Raw genomic sequence first — 18,099 nt, 5'->3', positions numbered from 1 at the left:
CTGTATCACGGGCCGGTTTGTCATCCCACCAGTATGCCGTTGTGAATGTGGAAGGTCTTGCCCTCCCCCAGCCGGTCCAGGCTCATTTCCTCGCAGCAGGTGATAAAGACTTGACCGCCGGTAATCCGCTTCAAAACGAACTCCTGCCGCCGGTGGTCCAGCTCGGACAGTACGTCGTCCAGCAGCAGCACCGGCCACTCCCCCGTCTCCTGAAAGAAGATTTCCCGGGAAGCCAGCTTGAGGGACAATGCCGCCGTCCGGGTCTGGCCCTGGGAGGCGAAGGTTTTGGCGCTCACCCCGTCCAGTTCCACCACCAAATCGTCCTTGTGGGGCCCCGACAGGCACTGCCGGGCCTCCAGCTCCGCCTTCCGGTGGGAGTCCTGATGTTTCAGCAGCTGCTCCAGCAGGGTACGGGTGGGGGCCAATGGATCATCGATGGTGCTCACCGTCTGGTAGCTCAGCCCCAGCTCCTCCCGTCCGCCGGAGAAATCCCGGTGGATGGGAGGCGTCACCTCCCGGAGCCGCTTGATGAAGTAGGCCCGGTAGTGGATGAGCATGGCCCCGGTCTGGGCCATGCGCAGATTGAACTCGTCCAGAGTGTCCAGCAGCGAGGGATGCTCCTCCCAGTCCCGCAGAATCCGGGTCTTATGTTCATAAAGACGCCGGTATTCCGCCAAAGCCTCGGCATAGCGGGGCCGCAGCTGACAGATGCAGTCGTCCAGGAACCGGCGGCGCACCGCGGCCCCCTCCCGGATAAGCCACAGATCTTCCGGGCAAAAGAGCACGGTGTTGAGTACCCCCGCCAGCTCCCCGGCGGTCTTTAATTTCACGCCGTTGGAGAAGAGCTGCCGCCGCACCCCCCGGCCCAGCTTGGCCTCCAGGGTGAAGTCCCGCCCCCGGGAAAAGACCTCCGCCTTCACAAAGGCGTGGTCCACCCCCATCTGGATCAGCTCCCGGTCGTACCGGGCCCGGTGGGAGGAGGCGGTGGACAGGTAGGCGATGCCCTCCAGCAGATTGGTCTTGCCCTGGGCATTCTCCCCCCAGATCACATTGACGTTGGGAGAAAAGCTCCCCTCAAAGTGAAGATAATTGCGAAAAAAGTCCAGGCAGACCGACTTTACGATCATAAAACTTCTACGCGCAGGTCATCCAGGGTGACCACGTCGCCGGGGCGCAGCTTCTTGCCCCGCATGGTGCACACCTCGCCGTTGACCTGGACCTCTCCGTCCTGGATGCGCTCCTTGGCCTCCCCGCCGGTCTCCACCAGACCCTCAAATTTCAGCAGGGATTCCAGTTTGATAAATTCCGTTGTGATTTTGGACTGAATGGTCTTCATACTTCCGAATTTCTCCCTTCTTCGTGCAGGGATTGCAGCAGTTCCCACAGGTCGGGCAGGGCCCGTTTCAGCGCCACCGGCCGGGCCTTGGCCCGGTCATAGAAGAAGTGGCCGGAGGTGCCCTCCGCCCGCAGCTCCCCGGTGTCGGCGTTGACCATCTTGTAGGACAGCTGCATTTTGGCGGGAGACAGGGACTCCACCGCCATGTGGATGGCTACCGTCTCCCCAAACCGGGTCATGGAGCGGTACTTGCAGCTCACGTCGGTAACGGCAAAGTCGATGCCCGCGTCCACTGCCATATGGTAGCTCCAGCCGATCTGGTCCATAAAGTCGGTACGGGCCTCCTCCATCCAAAGGATATAATTTTCATGGTGGACGATGCTCATGCCGTCGGTCTCATAAAATTGAACCTTATGCAGGTAAGGATGCAGTTCCAAGGTGTTTTTCCTCACTTTCTGAGGGTTTACGGGCGACCACAAGGGTCGCCCCTACGATCTTTTTTACGGTAGGGGCGGCCTTTATGGCCGCCCGCCCGTTATTCCCCCGCCTTCAGGCGAACGGGCAGTACCATATACAGGAAATTCTCCTCCCCCTCTGTGGGCAGGATGACACAGGGGGACACGCTGGTGGACAGCTCCAGCCGCACCTTGTCGGCGGGGGCGGCCTTGAGGGCGTCCATCAGGTACTTGTTGTTGAAGCCGATCTCCAGACCCTTGCCGTCGCCGGTGACGGGGCACTGGTCGTAGGCGTCGCCGATGGCGGTTTTGGTGGAAATCTTCATCAAACCGTCCTCAAACACGCACCGCAGGGGACATTTCAGCTTTTCGGTGATGATGAGGGACACGCGCTCAATGGAGGACAGCAGCGCCCGGGTCTCGCCCTCCAGACAGATGTCGTTGCTGCGGGGGATGGCCTGGCGGTAGGCCAAAAACTCACCCTCCAGCCGGCGGGTCACCAGCATGGTGGAGCCGGCCTTGAACATGACGTGCCGGGCGCCCTGGGTCACCGACACCGGCTCGTCACAGTCGGTGCAGATTTTTTCCACCTCGGACAGGGCGGAGCCGGGGACAACAAAGGAGAATTCCGGAGCGCCGTCCTTCTTGTCAATGGCCTCGTGGCGGAGGGCCAGCCGGAAGCCATCCACCGACACCACGGTGAGGCCGTTTTCGTCGGCCTCAAAGAGGGAACCGGTGTGGACCGGGCGGCTCTCGTTGTCGCTGACGGCGAAAATGGTCTGGGAAATCATGGATTTCAGCTTGGACTGGGACAGGGTAAGGGAGTTCTGATATTCCACCGTGGGCAGCTCGGGGAACTCCTCCGGGTCGGTGCCCAGGATGTTGAACTCACTGGGTCCACAGGTGATGTGGACCATATAGTTGTCGGTCTGGAAGGTGACGATGTCGTCAGGCAGCTTCCGGATGATCTCGCCGAAGAGCCGGGCGGCCAGCACCAGGGTGCCGGTTTCGCTGATGTCGGCAGGGACGATGGTGCGGATGCCGGTGTCCAGATTGTAGCCGGTGAGGCGCAGCTCCTGTCCGGCCTCCAGCAGAATGCCCTCCAGAGCGGGAATGGAGCTCTTGGGGGAAACGGCACGGGAGGCGGTGGAGATGGCGGATTGCAGCAGGGCTTTTTCGCAGGAAAATTTCATATTTGTTCGGTCCTCCGTTTCGTGGGGAGAGAAAGGGCTCCCCGGGATCTCTCGCGCTCCTCCGGAGAGAGGAGGGATATAGTTCGTAATAGTAAGCCGTAGGAGAAAACATTGTGGAAAAGTGGCGAAACTCCTTGTGACCCATGGTTTGGCCCGTCCACAGGGGGTGTGGACAAAAAAGAGGGGGTTTCCACAGGGGAAAAGGAGCAAAAAAGTTTTCCACATTCCCTTTTCCACATATCCCCGAAAGAGGGTGGAAATGTGGAAGGCGGTCTGGAAACCGGATTTCCAGTCGGAATCCAGTTTCATTCATATTTATGCAGGAATATTCATACGCCATTCAGCCTTATTCATACCGGGCGTTGATGTTGGCGTTGATGTCCTTGATGACTTCTGCAATTTCGGGGCTCTGCTTGGTCAATTTCTCGATGCGGTCAATGGAGTGCATGACAGTGGTGTGGTCCCGGTTGTCAAACTCCTTGCCGATCTCCTTCAGAGACAGGTTGGTCATGCGGCGGATCTGATACATGGCGATTTGGCGGGCCAGCGCGGTGTCCTTGGTGCGGCCCTGGCCCCGGAGGGCCTCCTCGTCGATGTTGTAGAACTTGCTGACCTCATCAATGATGATCTCCGGCGAGGGGAGGAACTCCGCCTTGTCCTTGAACATATCCCGGACGGCCCGGGTGACGGTGTCCACGTCCACGCTCTCCCCCATCAGCTCCTGGAAGGCCAGGATCTTGTTGACGGTGCCCTCGATCTGCCGCACATTGGAGGTGATGTTCTCGGCGATATACTGGAGGACGGGATCGGGCAGGTTCATGCCCCGGCGGATGGCCTTGGTCTTGATGATGGCCACCCGGGTCTCATAGTCGGGGGGCTGGATGTCCACGGGCAGACCCCACTCGAACCGGGTACGCAGCCGGTCATCCAGCCGCAGCATCTCCTTGGGGGGGCGGTCGGCGGTGAACACGATCTGCCGCTTGGCCTCGTACAGGGTGTTGAAGGTGTGGAACATCTCCTCCTGGGTGGACTCACGGCCGGCAATAAACTGCACGTCGTCCATGAGGAACACGTCGGCGGAGCGGTACTTTTCCCGGAACTCCGGGTTGCGGCCCTCCCGGATGGCCTGGATCAGCTCGTTGGTGAAGGAGTCGCCCTTGATATACACGATGCGGTAATCGGGGTGGGACTGATGGATCTTGTGGGCGATGGCGTAGAGCAGGTGGGTTTTGCCCAGGCCGGACTCGCCGTAGATGAACAGGGGGTTGTAGGTCTGGGCGGGCTGCTCGGCCACCGCCAGGGCGGCGGCGTGGGCAAACTTGTTGGAGGCGCCCACCACAAAGCGCTCGAAGGTATATTCCTCGGTGCCGGGGAGGAAGACGTCGTCCACCTTCTTCTTGCCGTAGCCCTCCAGCTCCCCCTCTCCCAGCACCACAACCTCAAAGTCGGAGGAGAACAGCTCATGGAGGGCCTTCTGGATGTTGGGGATGTAGCGGGAGTTGATGATATCCCGCTTGAAGTTGGTGGGGGTGTGGAGCACAAACCGGTTGGACTCCAGCGCCACGGGGGTGGCGTCGTCAAACCAGGTGTTGATGGCGGTGGCTGTCATCTCCCCCTCCATCAGGGAGAGGACCTTGGCCCAGAGATCGGCCGGTAGATTCACGGAAAGACCACCTCTTTTGTAGAATAGATGGCCGCTGTGGGCGCAGCAAAACAAGACCTTGAAAGCCTGGGCTTTCAAGACCTGGGTCGTGGATGCTGCCGCCAGCGGCGGGAGTACAGATAATTTAACGCATACCATTATAGCAAATCACCCTGTGGAAAGCAACGATACAATTATAAAAAGAAACTACTTTTCCACACAGGTTTCCACACAGTCTGACGGTGGCCGGCGGGCATCCGGAACGGCCGCCTCTACCCAGAGCCTCAAAAAAATAGGGCAGAAGGGCTTATGCGTGGGGGTGTGCTCAACAGGGGCCACAAGATATGGTATTTCCCTACCGGACCCAGAAAAAAACCAAAAAAGAAACCAAATTAGTGGTTGACAGCCCATTTTGAAATAGGCTATAATACCATGTGCATCATGTAAACTGCTATGGTGTAAAGCAGTTTTGTTTGACGACCGCAGCCGAAAGGCTGTTGTGGTGGGCGGGGCAACCCGCTTGATTTTTGTACAGGAGGTGTCCCAACATGGTTCGTACCTATCAGCCCAAGAAGCGCCAGCGCTCCAAGGAGCACGGGTTCCGTAAGCGTATGCGTACCGCCAACGGCCGCAAGGTCCTGGCTCGCCGCCGCGCGAAGGGCCGCGCCCGTCTGACCCACTGATGGGTCCGCAAATGGAATAGGGCATTTCATAGGGGCGGGGGAGCTTTTCCCACCGCCCCTGCGCAGCATACGGAAGTTTGGACCGGGAAAGGAGGACCGCCGTGGAGCACACCGTATCCCTGAAGCAAAATCATGTGTTCCGCCGCCTTTACAGCAAGGGTAAGAGCGCGGTCAATCCCTGTCTTGCACTCTATTGCCGGAAGAACAACTCCCCCCGCAGCCGTCTGGGCATCACCGTGGGGGTGAAGGTGGGCAAGGCGGTGGTGCGCAACCGCACCCGCCGCCGCATCCGGGAGGCCTACCGCATCCATGAGGACCGCTTTCTGCCGGGGTACGACCTGGTGGTGGTGGCCCGTGTCCGGGCCGGCCACAGCCGGTACCGGGAGGTGGAGCGCAGTCTCCTCTCTCTGGCGGACAAGCTGGGTCTGCTCCGAAAGGAGGAGGCCTGAATTGAAGCGCCTTCTGCTCGCTCTCATTCGGTTTTACCGCAAGCATATCTCCCCTGCCCGTCCCCCCTGCTGCCGTTTTATCCCCACCTGCTCCCAGTATGCGCTGGAGGCGGTGGAGAAATACGGTGCGCTCAAGGGGGGCTTTTTGGCCATTCGCCGTATTCTCAAATGTCAGCCCTTCCATAAGCAGGAATCCATCGAGTACGACCCCGTGCCGTAACGGCAAGACAATGTAACTTGGAGGCGCACAAATGGAAATTATCCTCACCCCCTTTGCGTGGCTGCTGAAGGCTTTTTACAGCTTCTGCGGCAGCTATGGCCTGGCTCTGGTGTTCTTTGCCCTGGTGGTCAAGGTGGTGCTCTTCCCCCTCTCCCTGAAGGGCAAGCGCAGCATGATCCAGATGAACATTCTCCAGGGCCAGATGCAGAAGCTGCAGAAGCAGTACGGCAAAGACCGGCAGCGCTATAATCTGGAGGTCCAGAAGCTGTATCAGAAGGAGAAGGTCAATCCCATGGGCGGCTGCCTGTGGTCCTTCATCCCCCTGATCATCCTGATGATCCTCTACCCCATCATCCGCGAGCCCATCCACTACATGATGGGCATCAACGACGCCAATTCCCTCAATGCCATTGCCCAGGCCGTGGGTTGGAGTACCCACGCCGTGGACATGGGCTGGATCAAGGAGGCCACCGATACCTTTACCAACAGCGGCTATAACCAGCTGTACCTGGCCTCCCTCATCAATGCGGACAATCTGGCCGCGGTCCAGCAGGCGGTCACCGCCGCTGGCGGCGTGGGCGCCAACGTGTTCTCCATCAACTTCAGCCTGTTTGGTCTGGTGGACCTGTCCCAGGTGCCTCAGCTTCAGTTCTGGACCATTGCCGGCGGCTTCGGCCTGTTCCTGCTGCCGGTGATCTCCGCTGTGTCCGGCGTGTTCTTCTCCCTGATCTCCATGAAGACCAACGCCATCAATAAGCAGAGCGCCCAGGCGGCCAACAATGGCACCGCCAAGACCATGCTTATCATCTCCCCCCTGATCTCCCTGTGGATCGGCTTTGCCATGCCTGCCGCCCTGTGTCTCTACTGGGTGGCCAACAACGTGCTGAGTATGATCCAGGAGTTCCTGTGCAGCCGTATCCTGAAGAAGGACTACGAGGAGGCCGCCCGCAAGCAGGCCGAGCGCGAGCAGCAGGAGAAGGAAGAGGAGAAGGAGGAGCGCCGCCGCAAGGCCGAGGAGCGCGCCCGCCGCATCGAGGAAGAGAAGCTCAACAAGGGCAAGAAGAAAAAGGCCGAGAAGAAGCACGAGGACGAGGAGAAGATCCCCGGCATCGTGAAGGAGTACAGCTGTGTGGGTCTGCGTCAGTATGCCCGCGGCCGTGCCTATGATCCCTACCGCTACAGTGAGGACGGCCCCACCTGCTATCCCGGCGAGGCCCCCATTTTCGGCAGAAAGCCGGACAAGGCCGCCCCTGTGCAGGAGACTGCCGCGGTGGAGGAGGCCCCCGCTCTGGAGGCCGCTCCCCAGGTTGACACCTCTGCCGCTGACACCCCTGCCGCCGGTGACGGCGAGACCAAGGAATAACGGCACCTGCCGTGGATTCATAAGGAGAGATACCCAAAATGCTGAAATGGATCGAGAGCACCGGCAAGAGCGAGGAGGCCGCCATCGAGGCCGCCCTGCAGAAGCTGGGCATGGATCGGGACGAGGTATCTGTGGAGGTCCTGGAGCGGGCCAAGTCCGGCTTCCTGGGGATCGGCAGCTGTCCCGCTAAAGTGAAAGTAACCTACGAGGCTCCCGACGAGCCCGAGACCCCCGCCCCTGTGGAGGAGGTCCCCGCCGCTCCTGTGGCCGAGCCTGTCAAGGAGGAGAAGCCCGCCCCCGTGGTGGAGGCTGAGGCTCCCGCGGCCCAGTCCGCTGCCGCCCCCGCTCAGGGGGACAAGGCGGAGCAGATCGACGCCTTCCTCACCGGCCTGCTGTCCCACATGGGGGCCCAGGCCAAGCCGGTGATCAAAATGGACGAGAACGGCACCTATCAGGTGGAGCTGGTGGGCCAGGACCTGGGCGGTCTCATCGGCCGCCGGGGCGAGACCCTGGACGCCATCCAGCAGCTCACCGGCTACGCCGTCAACCACGGCCAGTCCAAGCGTGTCCGCATCCACGTGGACGCCGAGGGTTACCGGGCCAAGCGTGAGGAGTCCCTCATCCGTCTGGCCCACAAGGTGGCTGGCAAGGTGGTCAAGTACCGCCGCAACGTGACCCTGGAGCCCATGAACGCCTACGAGCGCCATGTGATCCACACCGCCCTGCAGGATACCCCCGATGTGACCACCTACTCCATCGGTACCGAGCCCAACCGCCGGACCGTGGTGGCCTACAGCCGGGGCGAGCACCGGTAAAAAAATTTGACGAAAAAGACCCTGCGGGTCTTTCCCGTCAGGGGGCTGCATGAGGAATGAGGTTCGATTTCTGACGAAATTGTCACCCCATTCCTCATGAGAAGAGTCCTTTCCGAGGCTCATGTCCCCGGAAAGGACGAATTTTGATTTGATTCCACCGCCTGCGGGCGGTGGAACTCTGCGAGGCTGAAAAAAGTCCCTGAGCCTATGGCTCAGGGACTTTTTTCGCTTGTAGGGGCGACCTTTATGGTCGCCCGCATTCTCAGACGGAGGGGTTCTCAATGGCCCGCACCGGCTTGCAGGGATTGCCCACCGCCACCACATTGGAGGGAATGTCATGGACCACCACGCTGCCCGCGCCGATCACCGATCCGCTGCCGATGGTGACGCCGGGCAGTACCGTCACGTTGCCGCCAATCCATACGTTGTCCTCCACGGTGATGGGTTTGGCAAATTCCAGGCCGCTGTTGCGGGTGGGCCAGTCCATCGGATGACCGGCGGTGTAGAACCCGCAGTTGGGGGCGATGAACACGTTCTCCCCAAAGACCACCGGGGCGCAGTCCAGCACTACCAGATTGTAGTTGGCGTAAAAGTGCTCCCCTACCGTGATGTTGGAGCCGTAGTCGCACTTGAAGCCGTGGTTGATGGTGAGATGCTCCCCGGTCTTGCCCAGCAGCTCCTTCAGCAAGGCCAGGCGGGCCTCTCCTTCCGTGGGGGAGAGCTGTTCCAGCTGGTGGCACAGCTGAGCCGCCCGGGTCCGCATGGCCTGCAGATCGGGGACCTCGGCGTTGTACAGTTCACCGGCAATCATCTTTTCCAGTTCTGTCATAGCGCATACCTCCAAAAAACGGGCGGCCTTTTGGCCGCCCGTTCTGTTTTATTGGGGATTGGGATTCTGGGGCTTGTCCCCACGGGGACGGCGGTGATACCGGCGGCGGGGCCGCTTCTTCTCCCCAGCGGCGTTGGCCTGTCCGCCCTCGGCGGCGGGTTTTTCAGGCGCAGGCTTCTCCTGGGTCTTGGGCCTGCTCTCAGGCCGGGGCTTGCCCTCTCCCCTGGGAGCCTTGGGCTGGCCGGCCTTTTGGGCCGGCTTGGCCTCCTCTTTCCTGTTCTGGGGCTGAGACTGCTGCTCCCCGCCGCTCTTCCGGCGGCGGCTGCGGCTCCGGCGGGATTCCTGAGCGGAGGAACCCTCCTCCTCAGCAGCCGCGCTCAGTCCGGCCAGGGCGGCGCTGATGCTGCCGGTCAGGATGCGGGGTTCCTCCACAGGGGTCACCTTCCGCAGCTTGGCCAGCTCCTGGGCGGGGGGCTCCACATACTCCTCCGGCCGCTTGCCCTTGCCGTTGCGGATCACCCGCAGCTCGCAGTTGTGGAAGCACTTGGGGGTCTCGGGGGCGCTGTCCAGCCGTACCTTTACCGTCTCCTTCAGCAGGTCCACCTGACACACGTTGCCCGCTCCCTCGGGGGTCTCCACAAAGGACTCGTTCTTGGGCATCCGGTGGACCGCGTCCTCATAGGCCTCCTGCTCGTATTTCAGGCAGCACATGAGCCGACCGCAGGTGCCCGAGATCTTGGTGGGGTTGAGGGACAGGTTCTGGGTCTTGGCCATCTTGATGGACACCGGCTGGAACTCGTCCAAAAAGGAGGCGCAGCACAGGGGCCGGCCGCAGATGCCCAGGCCGCCCAGCATTTTGGCCTCGTCCCGGACGCCGATCTGCCGCAGTTCAATGCGGGCGTGGAACACCCCGGCCAGATCCTTCACCAGGGCACGGAAGTCCACCCGGCCGTCGCTGGTAAAGAAGAAAAGGATCTTGTTGCCCTCGAAGTTGTACTCCACCTCCACCAGCTTCATGTCCAGCCCGTGGGCGGCGATCTTCTCCTGGCAGATGGTGAAGGCCTTCTTCTCCTTCTCGTGGTTCTTCTCCACCGTCTCCAGGTCCTTGTCGGTGGCGATGCGCACCATGGGGCGGAGGGGCTGCACCACCTCTTCATCCTCCACCATGGTGTTGCCCTGGGCGCACTCGCCGTACTCCAGGCCCCGGGAGGTCTCAATGATGACCCCCTGACCGGGCGCGACCTGCTGTCCCTGGGGATCGAAATAATATTGCTTGCCTCCGCTTTTGAAGCGGACGCCGATGATCTCGGTCATGGTTACCTCCAAATTGGAAATGTTGGGGCCGGATTTACCGGCACAGCTGGGCCAGTCCCGCCCCCAGCCAACCGGCCATATGGCCGGGGCCCACATAGAAGCCGCAGGCGGTGCGCAGCTGCTCCGTCAGGGCGGCGGCCCCAGTCAGGGCCTTGGGGGACAAGGCCTTGGCCCCCTTTTCTGCCAGCGTCCGGCGGCGGGGGTCGCTCTCATGGAGGGCCCCGGCGGCACACACCAGGCAGTCCCGCACCAGCAGCAAAAACTCATCCAGCAGAGCGTTGAGGGAATCCCGGTCCCACTTGTCCCGCTCCAGTCCGGCGCAGAACTCCAGCAGGGCCAGCTCGTCCTTGGCACAGAAGCGCTCCAGCAGGGCTGCCGCACCCTCCAGAGCCTTGCCGTCGGCGGCCTTGCCCTCCAGCTGGTCCACCGCCCGGCCCAGAATGCCCTCGCATCGGGCGGCGGCATTGGCAATCTCCGCCGGGGAGCGGTCGGGGTACCGGGCGGTCAGCCAGGTCTCCGCATCCTGTACCGTCACCGGGGAGAGAGCCAGTACCTCGCACCGGGAGCGCACTGTGGACAGCAGGGCGGCGGCGTTGTCGGTGAGCAGCAGAAAGGCGGCGTAGGCCGGACCCTCCTCCAGCAGCTTGAGCAGCGCGTTCTGGCTGGGGTCCTTCATGTTCTGGGCCCCCTCCAGGATGTACACCTTCCGGGGGGCCTCGTTGGGCTTGATGTAGGCGTCGTTGCGGATGGCCCGGATGCGGGCCACGTTGAGCTCGTCCCCCTCCCCTCCGGCGTGGATCACGTCGGGGTGGATGTGGCCCAGGGCCTTTTTACAGCCGGAGCAGGCCATGCAGGGGACCTCCCCGCCGCCGGTGCATACCAGGGCAGCGGAGAGCAGGCCGGCCAGGGTGCGCTTGCCCGACCCCGCCGGCCCGCTGATGATATAGGCGTGGGACAGTCCCCGCCGGGCAGTCTCCAGGGAGAGCTGCCGCTTGAGAGGGGAATTGCCTGCCAATAAGGAAAGGTCCATCTTATACCCGCTCGAATCGCTCGATGTCCACCACAAAGATGGTGGCGCCGCCTACCACAACCTCCACGGGCATACTGGGATAGTAGCCGTAGCTCATCTCGGTGGTGGTGGGGATCATCTGCTTGCGGGAGTGGGAGTGCTCCTTGATGATGTCGATGACGTTCTGCACCTTCTCCTCATCCACGCCGATGAGGATGGTTACGTTGCCCGCCATCAGAAAGCCGCCGGTGGTGGCCAGCTTGGTGGACGAAAAGCCCTTCTTGGTCAGGGCCTGAGTGACAGTGTTGGCGTCGTCGTGATTGATGATAGCCAGAACCAGTTTCATGGGTATCCCTCCTGCTCAAAGATGCCGGAAGTCCGGCGCTGAGGCCGCTTTTCACAGGACGGCCACAGAAACATCTTCCAGTGTATTATAACCTATTTGTTTCAAATATGCGATACTTTTTTTGTCCACCCGCTCCCCCGGCGCAATGACGGGAACCCCTGGGGGATAAGGGGCTACCTGGCAGGCGGCCACCTGTCCCTCCGCCTGTTCCAGGGGGAGACTTTTCCGGGGTGCAAAGAGGGCCTGCCGGGGGGTAAGCACCATCTCCGGCGGCTCCGGTGGGGCGGGATAACCGGGGCATGGCCCCAGATCCACCTGCCTCAGAGCCTCCTCCAGCCTTGTAAAGTCCTCAGGGCTGTCGGCACAGGTGGGGATGAACACCACATGGCCTCCGTCGGCCATCTCGGGCCATACGTTGCGCCCCTCCAGAGCATCCTGGGCGGCGTAGCCGTCGGGGGCGCACACCACCAGCCGGGTGGGGTCCAGAGGGGCCACTTCCTCCGTGAGGGCGGGGAAGGTATTCCGCAGCCGGTCCACTTCCTCCGCCGTTTTGCGGTAGGCATCCGCCCCTCCCTCCAGCATATGGGCCCGGCACAGGTCCAGTGCGGCCATCATGGCATAGGAGGGGCTGGAGGAGCCGTAGATGCTTCCCGCCCGCCGCAGGTCGGCGTGAGAGAAGGTGCCGTTAGAGAACAACAGGGCGGTCTGTCCCGGGGCGGGCAGGGTCTTGTGGGCGGACACCACCAGCAGATCGGCGGCATTCAGCCCGTAATCCCCCAGAAAGGGCAGATGGGCCCCGTGGGCTCCGTCCACCACCAGCACGCCACCGCGGCGGTGCATCACTTCTGCCAGAGCGGGCAGGTCGGACAGAACGCCGTAGTAAGTAGGAGAGGTGAGACACAAGGCCTTGATCTCCGGGTTGGACTCCAGCAGCTCCTCCACCCTTTCCGGGGAAATGGGACCGGTCACCCCCGCCTGGTCCAGCCAGGGCCGGTCCAGGTACACCGGCTTTAAGTCCAGCAGGGCCAGAGCATTGTAGGCCGAGCGGTGGCTTCCCCGGTCCAGCAGTACGGTGTCCCCCGGGTTGCAGGCCAGAGTGAGGGCGGCCAGCACTCCCTGGGTGGAGCCGCCGGTGAGAAAGAGGCAGCTGTCCATGTGGAATACCTCTGCCCACAGTTCCTCAGCCTCCCCGATGGCCCCGCCTCCGTCAAACAGGTTGCCGGTGGGGGGCAGTTCGGTGAAGTCGATGGCGGCCAGATTGTCCAGCCCCAACAGGGGCTTGCCCTTATGGCCGGGCATATGCATCCGCAGGGGATTTTGAGCCGCGAAAGAAGTCAGGGCGTCATACAGCGGCGTGTTTTCCACAGGGTTTCCCTCCTTTGTGGGGCATCATCACATGGCCCCCTCGATCCAGGCGGACCCGGCTACCGTGTCCCCCAGATAGAACACCGCCAGCTGGCCTGGCGTGGGGGCACGAGCGGGGTCCTTCATCTCGATGCGTACCCCGTTTTCGTGGGGATAGAGGATGCCCTCCGCCTGGGTGCGGGAGTGGCGCAGGCGGACGGTGACCTCCAGAGGTTCCGTCAGCCCCTCCACCCCGATCCAGTTGGGGGAAGAGCCAAACACGGTGGACTTGCCCAGGTCGGAGCCGTCGGACAGTACCACCTCGCGGGTAGCGGGCCGCAGGGCGGTGACGAAGTACCGGTGGGGGCCGGAGACACCCAGCCCTCTCCCCTGGCCCAGGGTGTAGTGGTGGACCCCCTTGTGGCGGCCCAGTACCTTGCCCTCTTTGTCCACAAAATTGCCATCCGGTGTGGAAAACCCACGGCGGTCCAGCCAGGCGGCGTAGTCTCCGTCGGGGATGAAGCAGATCTCCATGGAGTCCGGTTTGTCGGCCACGGGAATGCCGAAGTTGTGGGCCAGGGCCCGAACCTCTGTCTTTTCGTAATTTCCAAGCGGAAAAATAACTCTCTGTAATTGTTCTCTGGTCAATCGGGCCAGCATATAGGACTGATCGTTGGCGGGTCTCCCCTTTTTCAGCACCCCGTTTTCCACATTGGCGTAGTGTCCGGTGGAAACATAGCGGGCCCCGATTTTGTCAGCCAGCCGGAAGAGGGCGGGGAATTTCACCGTGGGGTTGCACAGGGCGCAGGGCAGGGGCGTGCGGCCGCTCTGATAGGCGGCGGCAAAGGGGGCGCACACCTGCTCCTCCAGATCGGCCCGGATGTCGGCCACCTCAAAGGGGATGGACAGGCGCTCCGCCACCGCGGCGGCGTCCTCAGCTCCGGTGCCCCCCAGGCCGATGTCCAGGTAGAGGCCGGTGACGGCAAAGCCCTGCTCCTTCAACAGGCTGGCCGCCACGGCGGAGTCCACCCCGCCGGACAGGCCCAGAACGATTTTTTCCATATAAACTCCTTATTTCTCCAGGGCCACCATCAGCACCGCGATATCCGCCGGGCTGACGCCGGAAATGCGGGAGGCCTGGCCCAGGTTCAAAGGCCGGATCTGGTCCAGCTTCTGCCGGGCCTCCAGCCGCAGGCCCTCCATGGACAGGTAGTCCAGGTCGGCAGGCAGGGGCCTGTCCTCCATCTTCCGCTGCTCGGCCACCTGCCGCAGCTGCCGGTCGATGTACCCCTGATATTTTACCGAGATTTCCACCGCCTCAGTCACTTCTGTGGATAACTCCGGGCGGTTGGGGTCCACCGCGGCCAGACTGTGGTAAGTATTCTCCGGTCGGCGCAGCAGGTCCACCAGACGGCCCTCCGCCGTGCCGGTGTGGGTGAGGCGGCGTATCTCACGGTCCACGGCGGCGTATTTCTCCTCCACCGCCGCCATGCGTTCCCGATGGCGTGGCCGATGGGGCACAGCCGCCGGTCGGCGTTGTCCTGCCGGTGGAGCAGCCGGTACTCGGTGCGGGAGGTCATCATCCGGTAGGGCTCGTTGGTGCCCTTGGTCACCAGGTCGTCGATGAGCACCCCGATGTACCCCTGGTCCCGCCGCAGGATGAGGGGGTCCCGCCCCAGCAGCTTCAGGGCGGCGTTCACACCTGCCACAAAGCCCTGGACGGCGGCCTCCTCATAGCCGGAGGAGCCGTTAAACTGGCCCGCGCCGTAAAGCCCCCTTACCTTCTTGTGCTCCAGGGTGGGCAGCAGCTCGGTGGGGTCTACGCAGTCGTACTCGATGGCGTAGGCGGGCCGGGTCATTTCGGCGTGCTCCAGGCCGGGAATGGTGTGGAGCATCTGGATCTGCACGTCTTCGGGCAGCGAGGAGGAAAAGCCCTGAAGGTACAGTTCTTCCGTGTTCAGCCCCATGGGCTCCAGAAAGAGCTGGTGCCGCTCCTTGTCAGGGAAGCGGACGATTTTGGTCTCAATGGAGGGGCAGTACCGGGGGCCCACCCCCTCGATGGTGCCGTCGTACAGGGGGGAGCGGTCCAGGTTGGCCCGGATGATGTCGTGAGTTTTTTGATTGGTGTAGGTCAGCCAGCAGATGGCCCTGTTTTCCGGGGGTGTTTTGGTCTCAAAGGAGAAGGGCACCACCTGCTGGTCTCCCGGCTGGACCTCCAGCTGGGAGAAGTCCACGCTGCGGGCGTGGATGCGGGGAGGCGTGCCCGTCTTGAACCGGCGGAGGGTGACCCCCAGCCCTTTCAGACTGTCGGTCAGGGGCAGGGCGGCGGCCAGGCCGTCGGGGCCGGAATCACGGGTCACCTCGCCGATAATGGTGCGGCCTCCCAGGAAGGTACCCGAGGCCACCACCACCGCACGGACCTGATATTCTGCGCCGTACACCGTGCGCACGCCGGTGACCTGGCCGTTTTCCGTCAGAATATCGGTGACCTCCGCCTGCTTGACCCACAGGTTGTCCTGGTTTTCCAGGGTGTGCTTCATGACCTCCTGGTACCGGCGGCGGTCGGCCTGGGCCCGGAGGGACCACACCGCCGGGCCTTTGCCCCGGTTGAGGAGCCGGTACTGGATACAGGCCTGGTCGGCGGCTCTGGCCATCTCTCCGCCCAGGGCGTCCAGTTCCCGGACCAGATGGCCCTTGCCGGTGCCGCCGATGGCCGGGTTGCAGGGCATATTGCCCACCGCGTCCAGATTGACGGTAAAGCACAGGGTACGCAGGCCCAGCCGGGCGGCGGCCAGCGAAGCTTCAATGCCCGCGTGGCCCGCTCCAATCACAGCAATATCAAAGGTTCCAGCGTCGTAAGTCGTCATATTAGGTCCAAGTCCTTTTATTCCAAAATAAAATCGTGGGGACAGGCGTTACGCCCCGTATACGATGGTCACCGCCTGGTGGCAGTTGGCCACCTCCACCACCCGGTGGTCCCCGCCGTACTCCCCGTCCAGGGTCCAGGCCAGATCCTGGTCGCTGATGATGCGCAATTTGTTGGCCCGGAAGCAGGTCACCAGCCCCTTGTCGTCGCTCTCCACATTGGTGAGGGCCTTCAAGATCCGCTGGAGCTGGAGCAGGGTCTTGGGCTGACGCACCAGCATCACCTCAAACAGGCCGTCGTCCAGGGCGATGGGCCGGGCGGGATTGGCCTGGATACCGGCAATGGAGTGGGTGTTGGACACAAACCCCAGGCAGTAGCTGCCCAGCTCCACCTTGCCGTCGTGCTCCACTGTCATGGAGTAAGGCTTGATGGACCCCAGCCGGGAGAGCACCCCCATCAGGTAGGCCATGTGGCCGAAGATGTGTTTGAACTGCTGGGGGGTGTTGTAAGACAGGTCGGTAAAGGCCCCGAAGGCGGCCACATAGAGGAAATCCTGATCGTTGAACTTCCCCACATCCACCGGCCTGGGCTTTCCTGCCGCCGCCACTACCGCCAGCTCCTCCAGGGTGCGGGGCAGCTCCAGATTCTTGGCAAAGTCGTTGGTGGACCCGGCGGGTATGTAGCCCACCGTGGGCCGCGCCTCGGGAGGCAGTTCCATCAGACCGGTCACCACCTCGTGGAGGGTGCCGTCGCCGCCGGAGCATACGATGCGGTCAAACTCCCCCGCCCGGTCCCGGGCCACCGCCGTGGCGTCCCCCGCCCCACGGGTGGGATGGACGGTCACATCCCACTTTTCCGTCAGGGCGTCCAGAATGGGGGCCAGCCGCCCCCGCAGGGTGCCCTTGCCCGCGTACAGATTGTAGATAAATAACAGCTTTTTCATCTTTCTCGCTCCAAAACGGGACGCCGGTGGGTCCCAACATAACATTGTTCCATATTATATACCGCCACAGTGGGAAAACACAACTCTTTTGCAGAGAAACCGCCTGCATTCCTTCAAAAACAGGAAAATTCCCGGCCCTACTTGCTTTTCTGCGCTAAAGTGTGTAAAATATGGATTCGATCTCAGCGCAAAGGAAGTGTACGCTATGGACCGCAAAGCCCTGTCCGCCGCCTTTCCGGTGACGGTGCCGGTGCTGATGGGCTATCTGGCCATCGGCATGGCCTTCGGCTTCATGCTCCAGGCCGTGGGCTATAACTTTATCTGGGCCTTTTTCATGTCCCTCACCATCTATGCCGGGTCGGGCCAGTACCTGGGGGTGACCCTGCTGGCCACCGCCGCCTCCCTGGGCACGGTGGCCCTCATGACCCTGCTCATCAATTTCCGCCATCTGGTGTACGGCCTGTCCATGCTGGAGAAATTCCGGGGCATGGGCTGGCGGAAATTTTACATGATCTTCTCCCTCACCGATGAGACCTACGCCCTGCTCTCCTCCGCCCAGGCCCCGGTGGGGGTGGACCCCAGAAACTTTTATTTTGCCATCGCCCTGCTGGATCAGAGCTACTGGATCATCGGCTCGGTGATCGGCGCCGTGGCGGGGGCTCTCATCCCGGTGGACACCAAGGGCATCGACTTTGCCATGACCGCCCTCTTTGTGGTCATCGCCGTGGACCAGTGGAAGGCCTACCGCAGGCACCTGCCCGCCCTGCTTGGATTTGGGGTTACCATCGTATTTCTCATCATTCTGGGCCAGATCTTCGGCCAGCAGCAGATGCTCATTGTCTCCCTGGGTGTGATCGTGCTGCTGCTGCTCATCCTGCGGGATAAGCTGGAGGAAAAGGAGGAAGAAAAATGCTGACTACTGCCGGGGCCATCGCCGCCATCGCGGTTATGGCCGTCGTTACCTTTCTCACCCGGGCCCTCCCCTTCCTGCTCTTTGACCGGGGGAGCGCGCCTCCCAAGATCATCCTCTACCTGGGCCGGGTGCTGCCCCCTGCCGTCATTGCCATGCTCATCATCTACTGCCTGAAGGACATCTCCTTTGCCCAGGCGGGAGGCTGGGTCCCCCAGCTCATCTCAGTGGCGGCGGTAGTGGTCCTCCACCTGTGGAAGCACAACAACCTGCTGAGTATCTTCGGCGGCACCATCCTGTACATGGTTCTGGTCCAGGCCGTCTTTGTGTAAAGCTGTCCCTCCACAGGGCCGTTTTTCCACCGGCGAAAGGGCCGGGGTTA

Annotated in this window: 19 protein-coding genes and 1 pseudogene; 7 read left to right on the top strand and 13 right to left on the bottom strand. The window is 62.2% G+C overall.

Annotated elements, in window-relative coordinates; genetic code table 11:
• Positions 1–20: 20 nt before the first annotated feature.
• From recF to dnaA, 5 genes are all read right to left on the bottom strand, one after another.
• Positions 21–1,127 (bottom strand): DNA replication/repair protein RecF, encoded by a 1,107-nt coding sequence (gene recF, locus IHN22_RS05135; RefSeq protein ID WP_191433907.1) that lies wholly within the window; start codon positions 1,125–1,127, stop codon positions 21–23.
• A complete protein-coding gene (locus IHN22_RS05130) occupies positions 1,124–1,336 on the bottom strand; it encodes an RNA-binding S4 domain-containing protein (protein ID WP_087187244.1) in 213 nt (70 codons plus the stop codon). Before IHN22_RS05130 ends, recF begins: the two co-directional genes overlap by 4 nt.
• On the bottom strand, positions 1,333–1,773 hold the full coding sequence (locus tag IHN22_RS05125) for an acyl-CoA thioesterase (RefSeq protein WP_191433905.1): 441 nt from the start codon (positions 1,771–1,773) through the stop codon (positions 1,333–1,335). Before IHN22_RS05125 ends, IHN22_RS05130 begins: the two co-directional genes overlap by 4 nt.
• Positions 1,774–1,871: 98 nt before the next feature.
• Complete coding sequence (dnaN, locus tag IHN22_RS05120) at positions 1,872–2,984, bottom strand: DNA polymerase III subunit beta (RefSeq protein ID WP_087187243.1); 1,113 nt, start codon at positions 2,982–2,984, stop codon at positions 1,872–1,874.
• Positions 2,985–3,330: 346 nt separating this feature from the next.
• Positions 3,331–4,647, bottom strand: a complete 1,317-nt coding sequence (gene dnaA / locus IHN22_RS05115; RefSeq protein ID WP_087267691.1) for a chromosomal replication initiator protein DnaA — start codon at positions 4,645–4,647, stop codon at positions 3,331–3,333.
• Positions 4,648–5,174: 527 nt separating this feature from the next.
• Between dnaA and rpmH the strand changes: the two genes are divergently transcribed.
• The 5 genes from rpmH to jag all read left to right on the top strand — a co-directional run bounded on the left by rpmH (position 5,175) and on the right by jag (position 8,156).
• On the top strand, positions 5,175–5,309 hold the full coding sequence (rpmH, locus tag IHN22_RS05110) for a 50S ribosomal protein L34 (protein ID WP_006570963.1): 135 nt from the start codon (positions 5,175–5,177) through the stop codon (positions 5,307–5,309).
• A 101-nt stretch (positions 5,310–5,410) separates the two neighbouring features.
• Complete coding sequence (gene rnpA, locus IHN22_RS05105; protein ID WP_204220706.1) at positions 5,411–5,758, top strand: ribonuclease P protein component; 348 nt, start codon at positions 5,411–5,413, stop codon at positions 5,756–5,758.
• 1 nt (position 5,759) lies between these two features.
• A complete protein-coding gene (gene yidD, locus IHN22_RS12715) occupies positions 5,760–5,978 on the top strand; it encodes a membrane protein insertion efficiency factor YidD (protein WP_204220704.1) in 219 nt (72 codons plus the stop codon).
• A 31-nt stretch (positions 5,979–6,009) separates the two neighbouring features.
• Positions 6,010–7,341 carry a YidC/Oxa1 family membrane protein insertase gene (locus IHN22_RS05095; RefSeq protein WP_191433903.1) on the top strand — a complete coding sequence of 444 codons (1,332 nt, stop codon included), beginning with the start codon at positions 6,010–6,012 and terminating at the stop codon, positions 7,339–7,341.
• 38 nt (positions 7,342–7,379) lie between these two features.
• Positions 7,380–8,156 carry an RNA-binding cell elongation regulator Jag/EloR gene (jag, locus tag IHN22_RS05090; RefSeq protein WP_191433901.1) on the top strand — a complete coding sequence of 259 codons (777 nt, stop codon included), beginning with the start codon at positions 7,380–7,382 and terminating at the stop codon, positions 8,154–8,156.
• 262 nt (positions 8,157–8,418) lie between these two features.
• On the opposite strand, the gene IHN22_RS05085 is transcribed toward jag, so the two are convergent.
• The 8 genes and pseudogenes from IHN22_RS05085 to IHN22_RS05050 all read right to left on the bottom strand — a co-directional run bounded on the left by IHN22_RS05085 (position 8,419) and on the right by IHN22_RS05050 (position 16,807).
• The gene (locus tag IHN22_RS05085) at positions 8,419–8,985 is read right to left on the bottom strand and encodes a sugar O-acetyltransferase (protein WP_191433899.1); all 567 of its coding nucleotides are present in this window, start codon (positions 8,983–8,985) and stop codon (positions 8,419–8,421) included.
• A 48-nt stretch (positions 8,986–9,033) separates the two neighbouring features.
• Complete coding sequence (gene ricT, locus IHN22_RS05080) at positions 9,034–10,299, bottom strand: PSP1 domain-containing protein (RefSeq protein ID WP_191433897.1); 1,266 nt, start codon at positions 10,297–10,299, stop codon at positions 9,034–9,036.
• Positions 10,300–10,333: 34 nt separating this feature from the next.
• The gene (locus IHN22_RS05075; protein ID WP_191433895.1) at positions 10,334–11,329 is read right to left on the bottom strand and encodes a DNA polymerase III subunit; all 996 of its coding nucleotides are present in this window, start codon (positions 11,327–11,329) and stop codon (positions 10,334–10,336) included.
• A 1-nt stretch (position 11,330) separates the two neighbouring features.
• Positions 11,331–11,654 carry a cyclic-di-AMP receptor gene (locus tag IHN22_RS05070; RefSeq protein WP_087187235.1) on the bottom strand — a complete coding sequence of 108 codons (324 nt, stop codon included), beginning with the start codon at positions 11,652–11,654 and terminating at the stop codon, positions 11,331–11,333.
• A gap of 51 nt (positions 11,655–11,705) precedes the next feature.
• Positions 11,706–13,019, bottom strand: coding sequence for an aminotransferase class I/II-fold pyridoxal phosphate-dependent enzyme (locus IHN22_RS05065; RefSeq protein WP_191433893.1), 1,314 nt, complete (start codon positions 13,017–13,019; stop codon positions 11,706–11,708).
• Positions 13,020–13,046: 27 nt separating this feature from the next.
• On the bottom strand, positions 13,047–14,060 hold the full coding sequence (gene mnmA / locus IHN22_RS05060) for a tRNA 2-thiouridine(34) synthase MnmA (protein WP_191433891.1): 1,014 nt from the start codon (positions 14,058–14,060) through the stop codon (positions 13,047–13,049).
• Between the two features lie 9 nt (positions 14,061–14,069).
• Positions 14,070–15,865 (bottom strand): annotated as a pseudogene (mnmG, locus tag IHN22_RS05055) (tRNA uridine-5-carboxymethylaminomethyl(34) synthesis enzyme MnmG).
• A gap of 48 nt (positions 15,866–15,913) precedes the next feature.
• On the bottom strand, positions 15,914–16,807 hold the full coding sequence (locus IHN22_RS05050) for a diacylglycerol/lipid kinase family protein (RefSeq protein WP_191433890.1): 894 nt from the start codon (positions 16,805–16,807) through the stop codon (positions 15,914–15,916).
• A gap of 205 nt (positions 16,808–17,012) precedes the next feature.
• Between IHN22_RS05050 and IHN22_RS05045 the strand changes: the two genes are divergently transcribed.
• On the top strand, positions 17,013–17,723 hold the full coding sequence (locus IHN22_RS05045) for an AzlC family ABC transporter permease (protein WP_191433888.1): 711 nt from the start codon (positions 17,013–17,015) through the stop codon (positions 17,721–17,723).
• Positions 17,717–18,049 (top strand): branched-chain amino acid transporter permease, encoded by a 333-nt coding sequence (locus IHN22_RS05040; protein ID WP_191433886.1) that lies wholly within the window; start codon positions 17,717–17,719, stop codon positions 18,047–18,049. Before IHN22_RS05045 ends, IHN22_RS05040 begins: the two co-directional genes overlap by 7 nt.
• Positions 18,050–18,099 lie beyond the last annotated feature (50 nt).

This window comes from Flavonifractor sp. An112 (genome assembly GCF_904377885.1).
Taxonomy (GTDB): domain Bacteria; phylum Bacillota; class Clostridia; order Oscillospirales; family Oscillospiraceae; genus Flavonifractor; species Flavonifractor avicola.
This window is presented reverse-complemented; position numbering and strand designations above follow the sequence as displayed.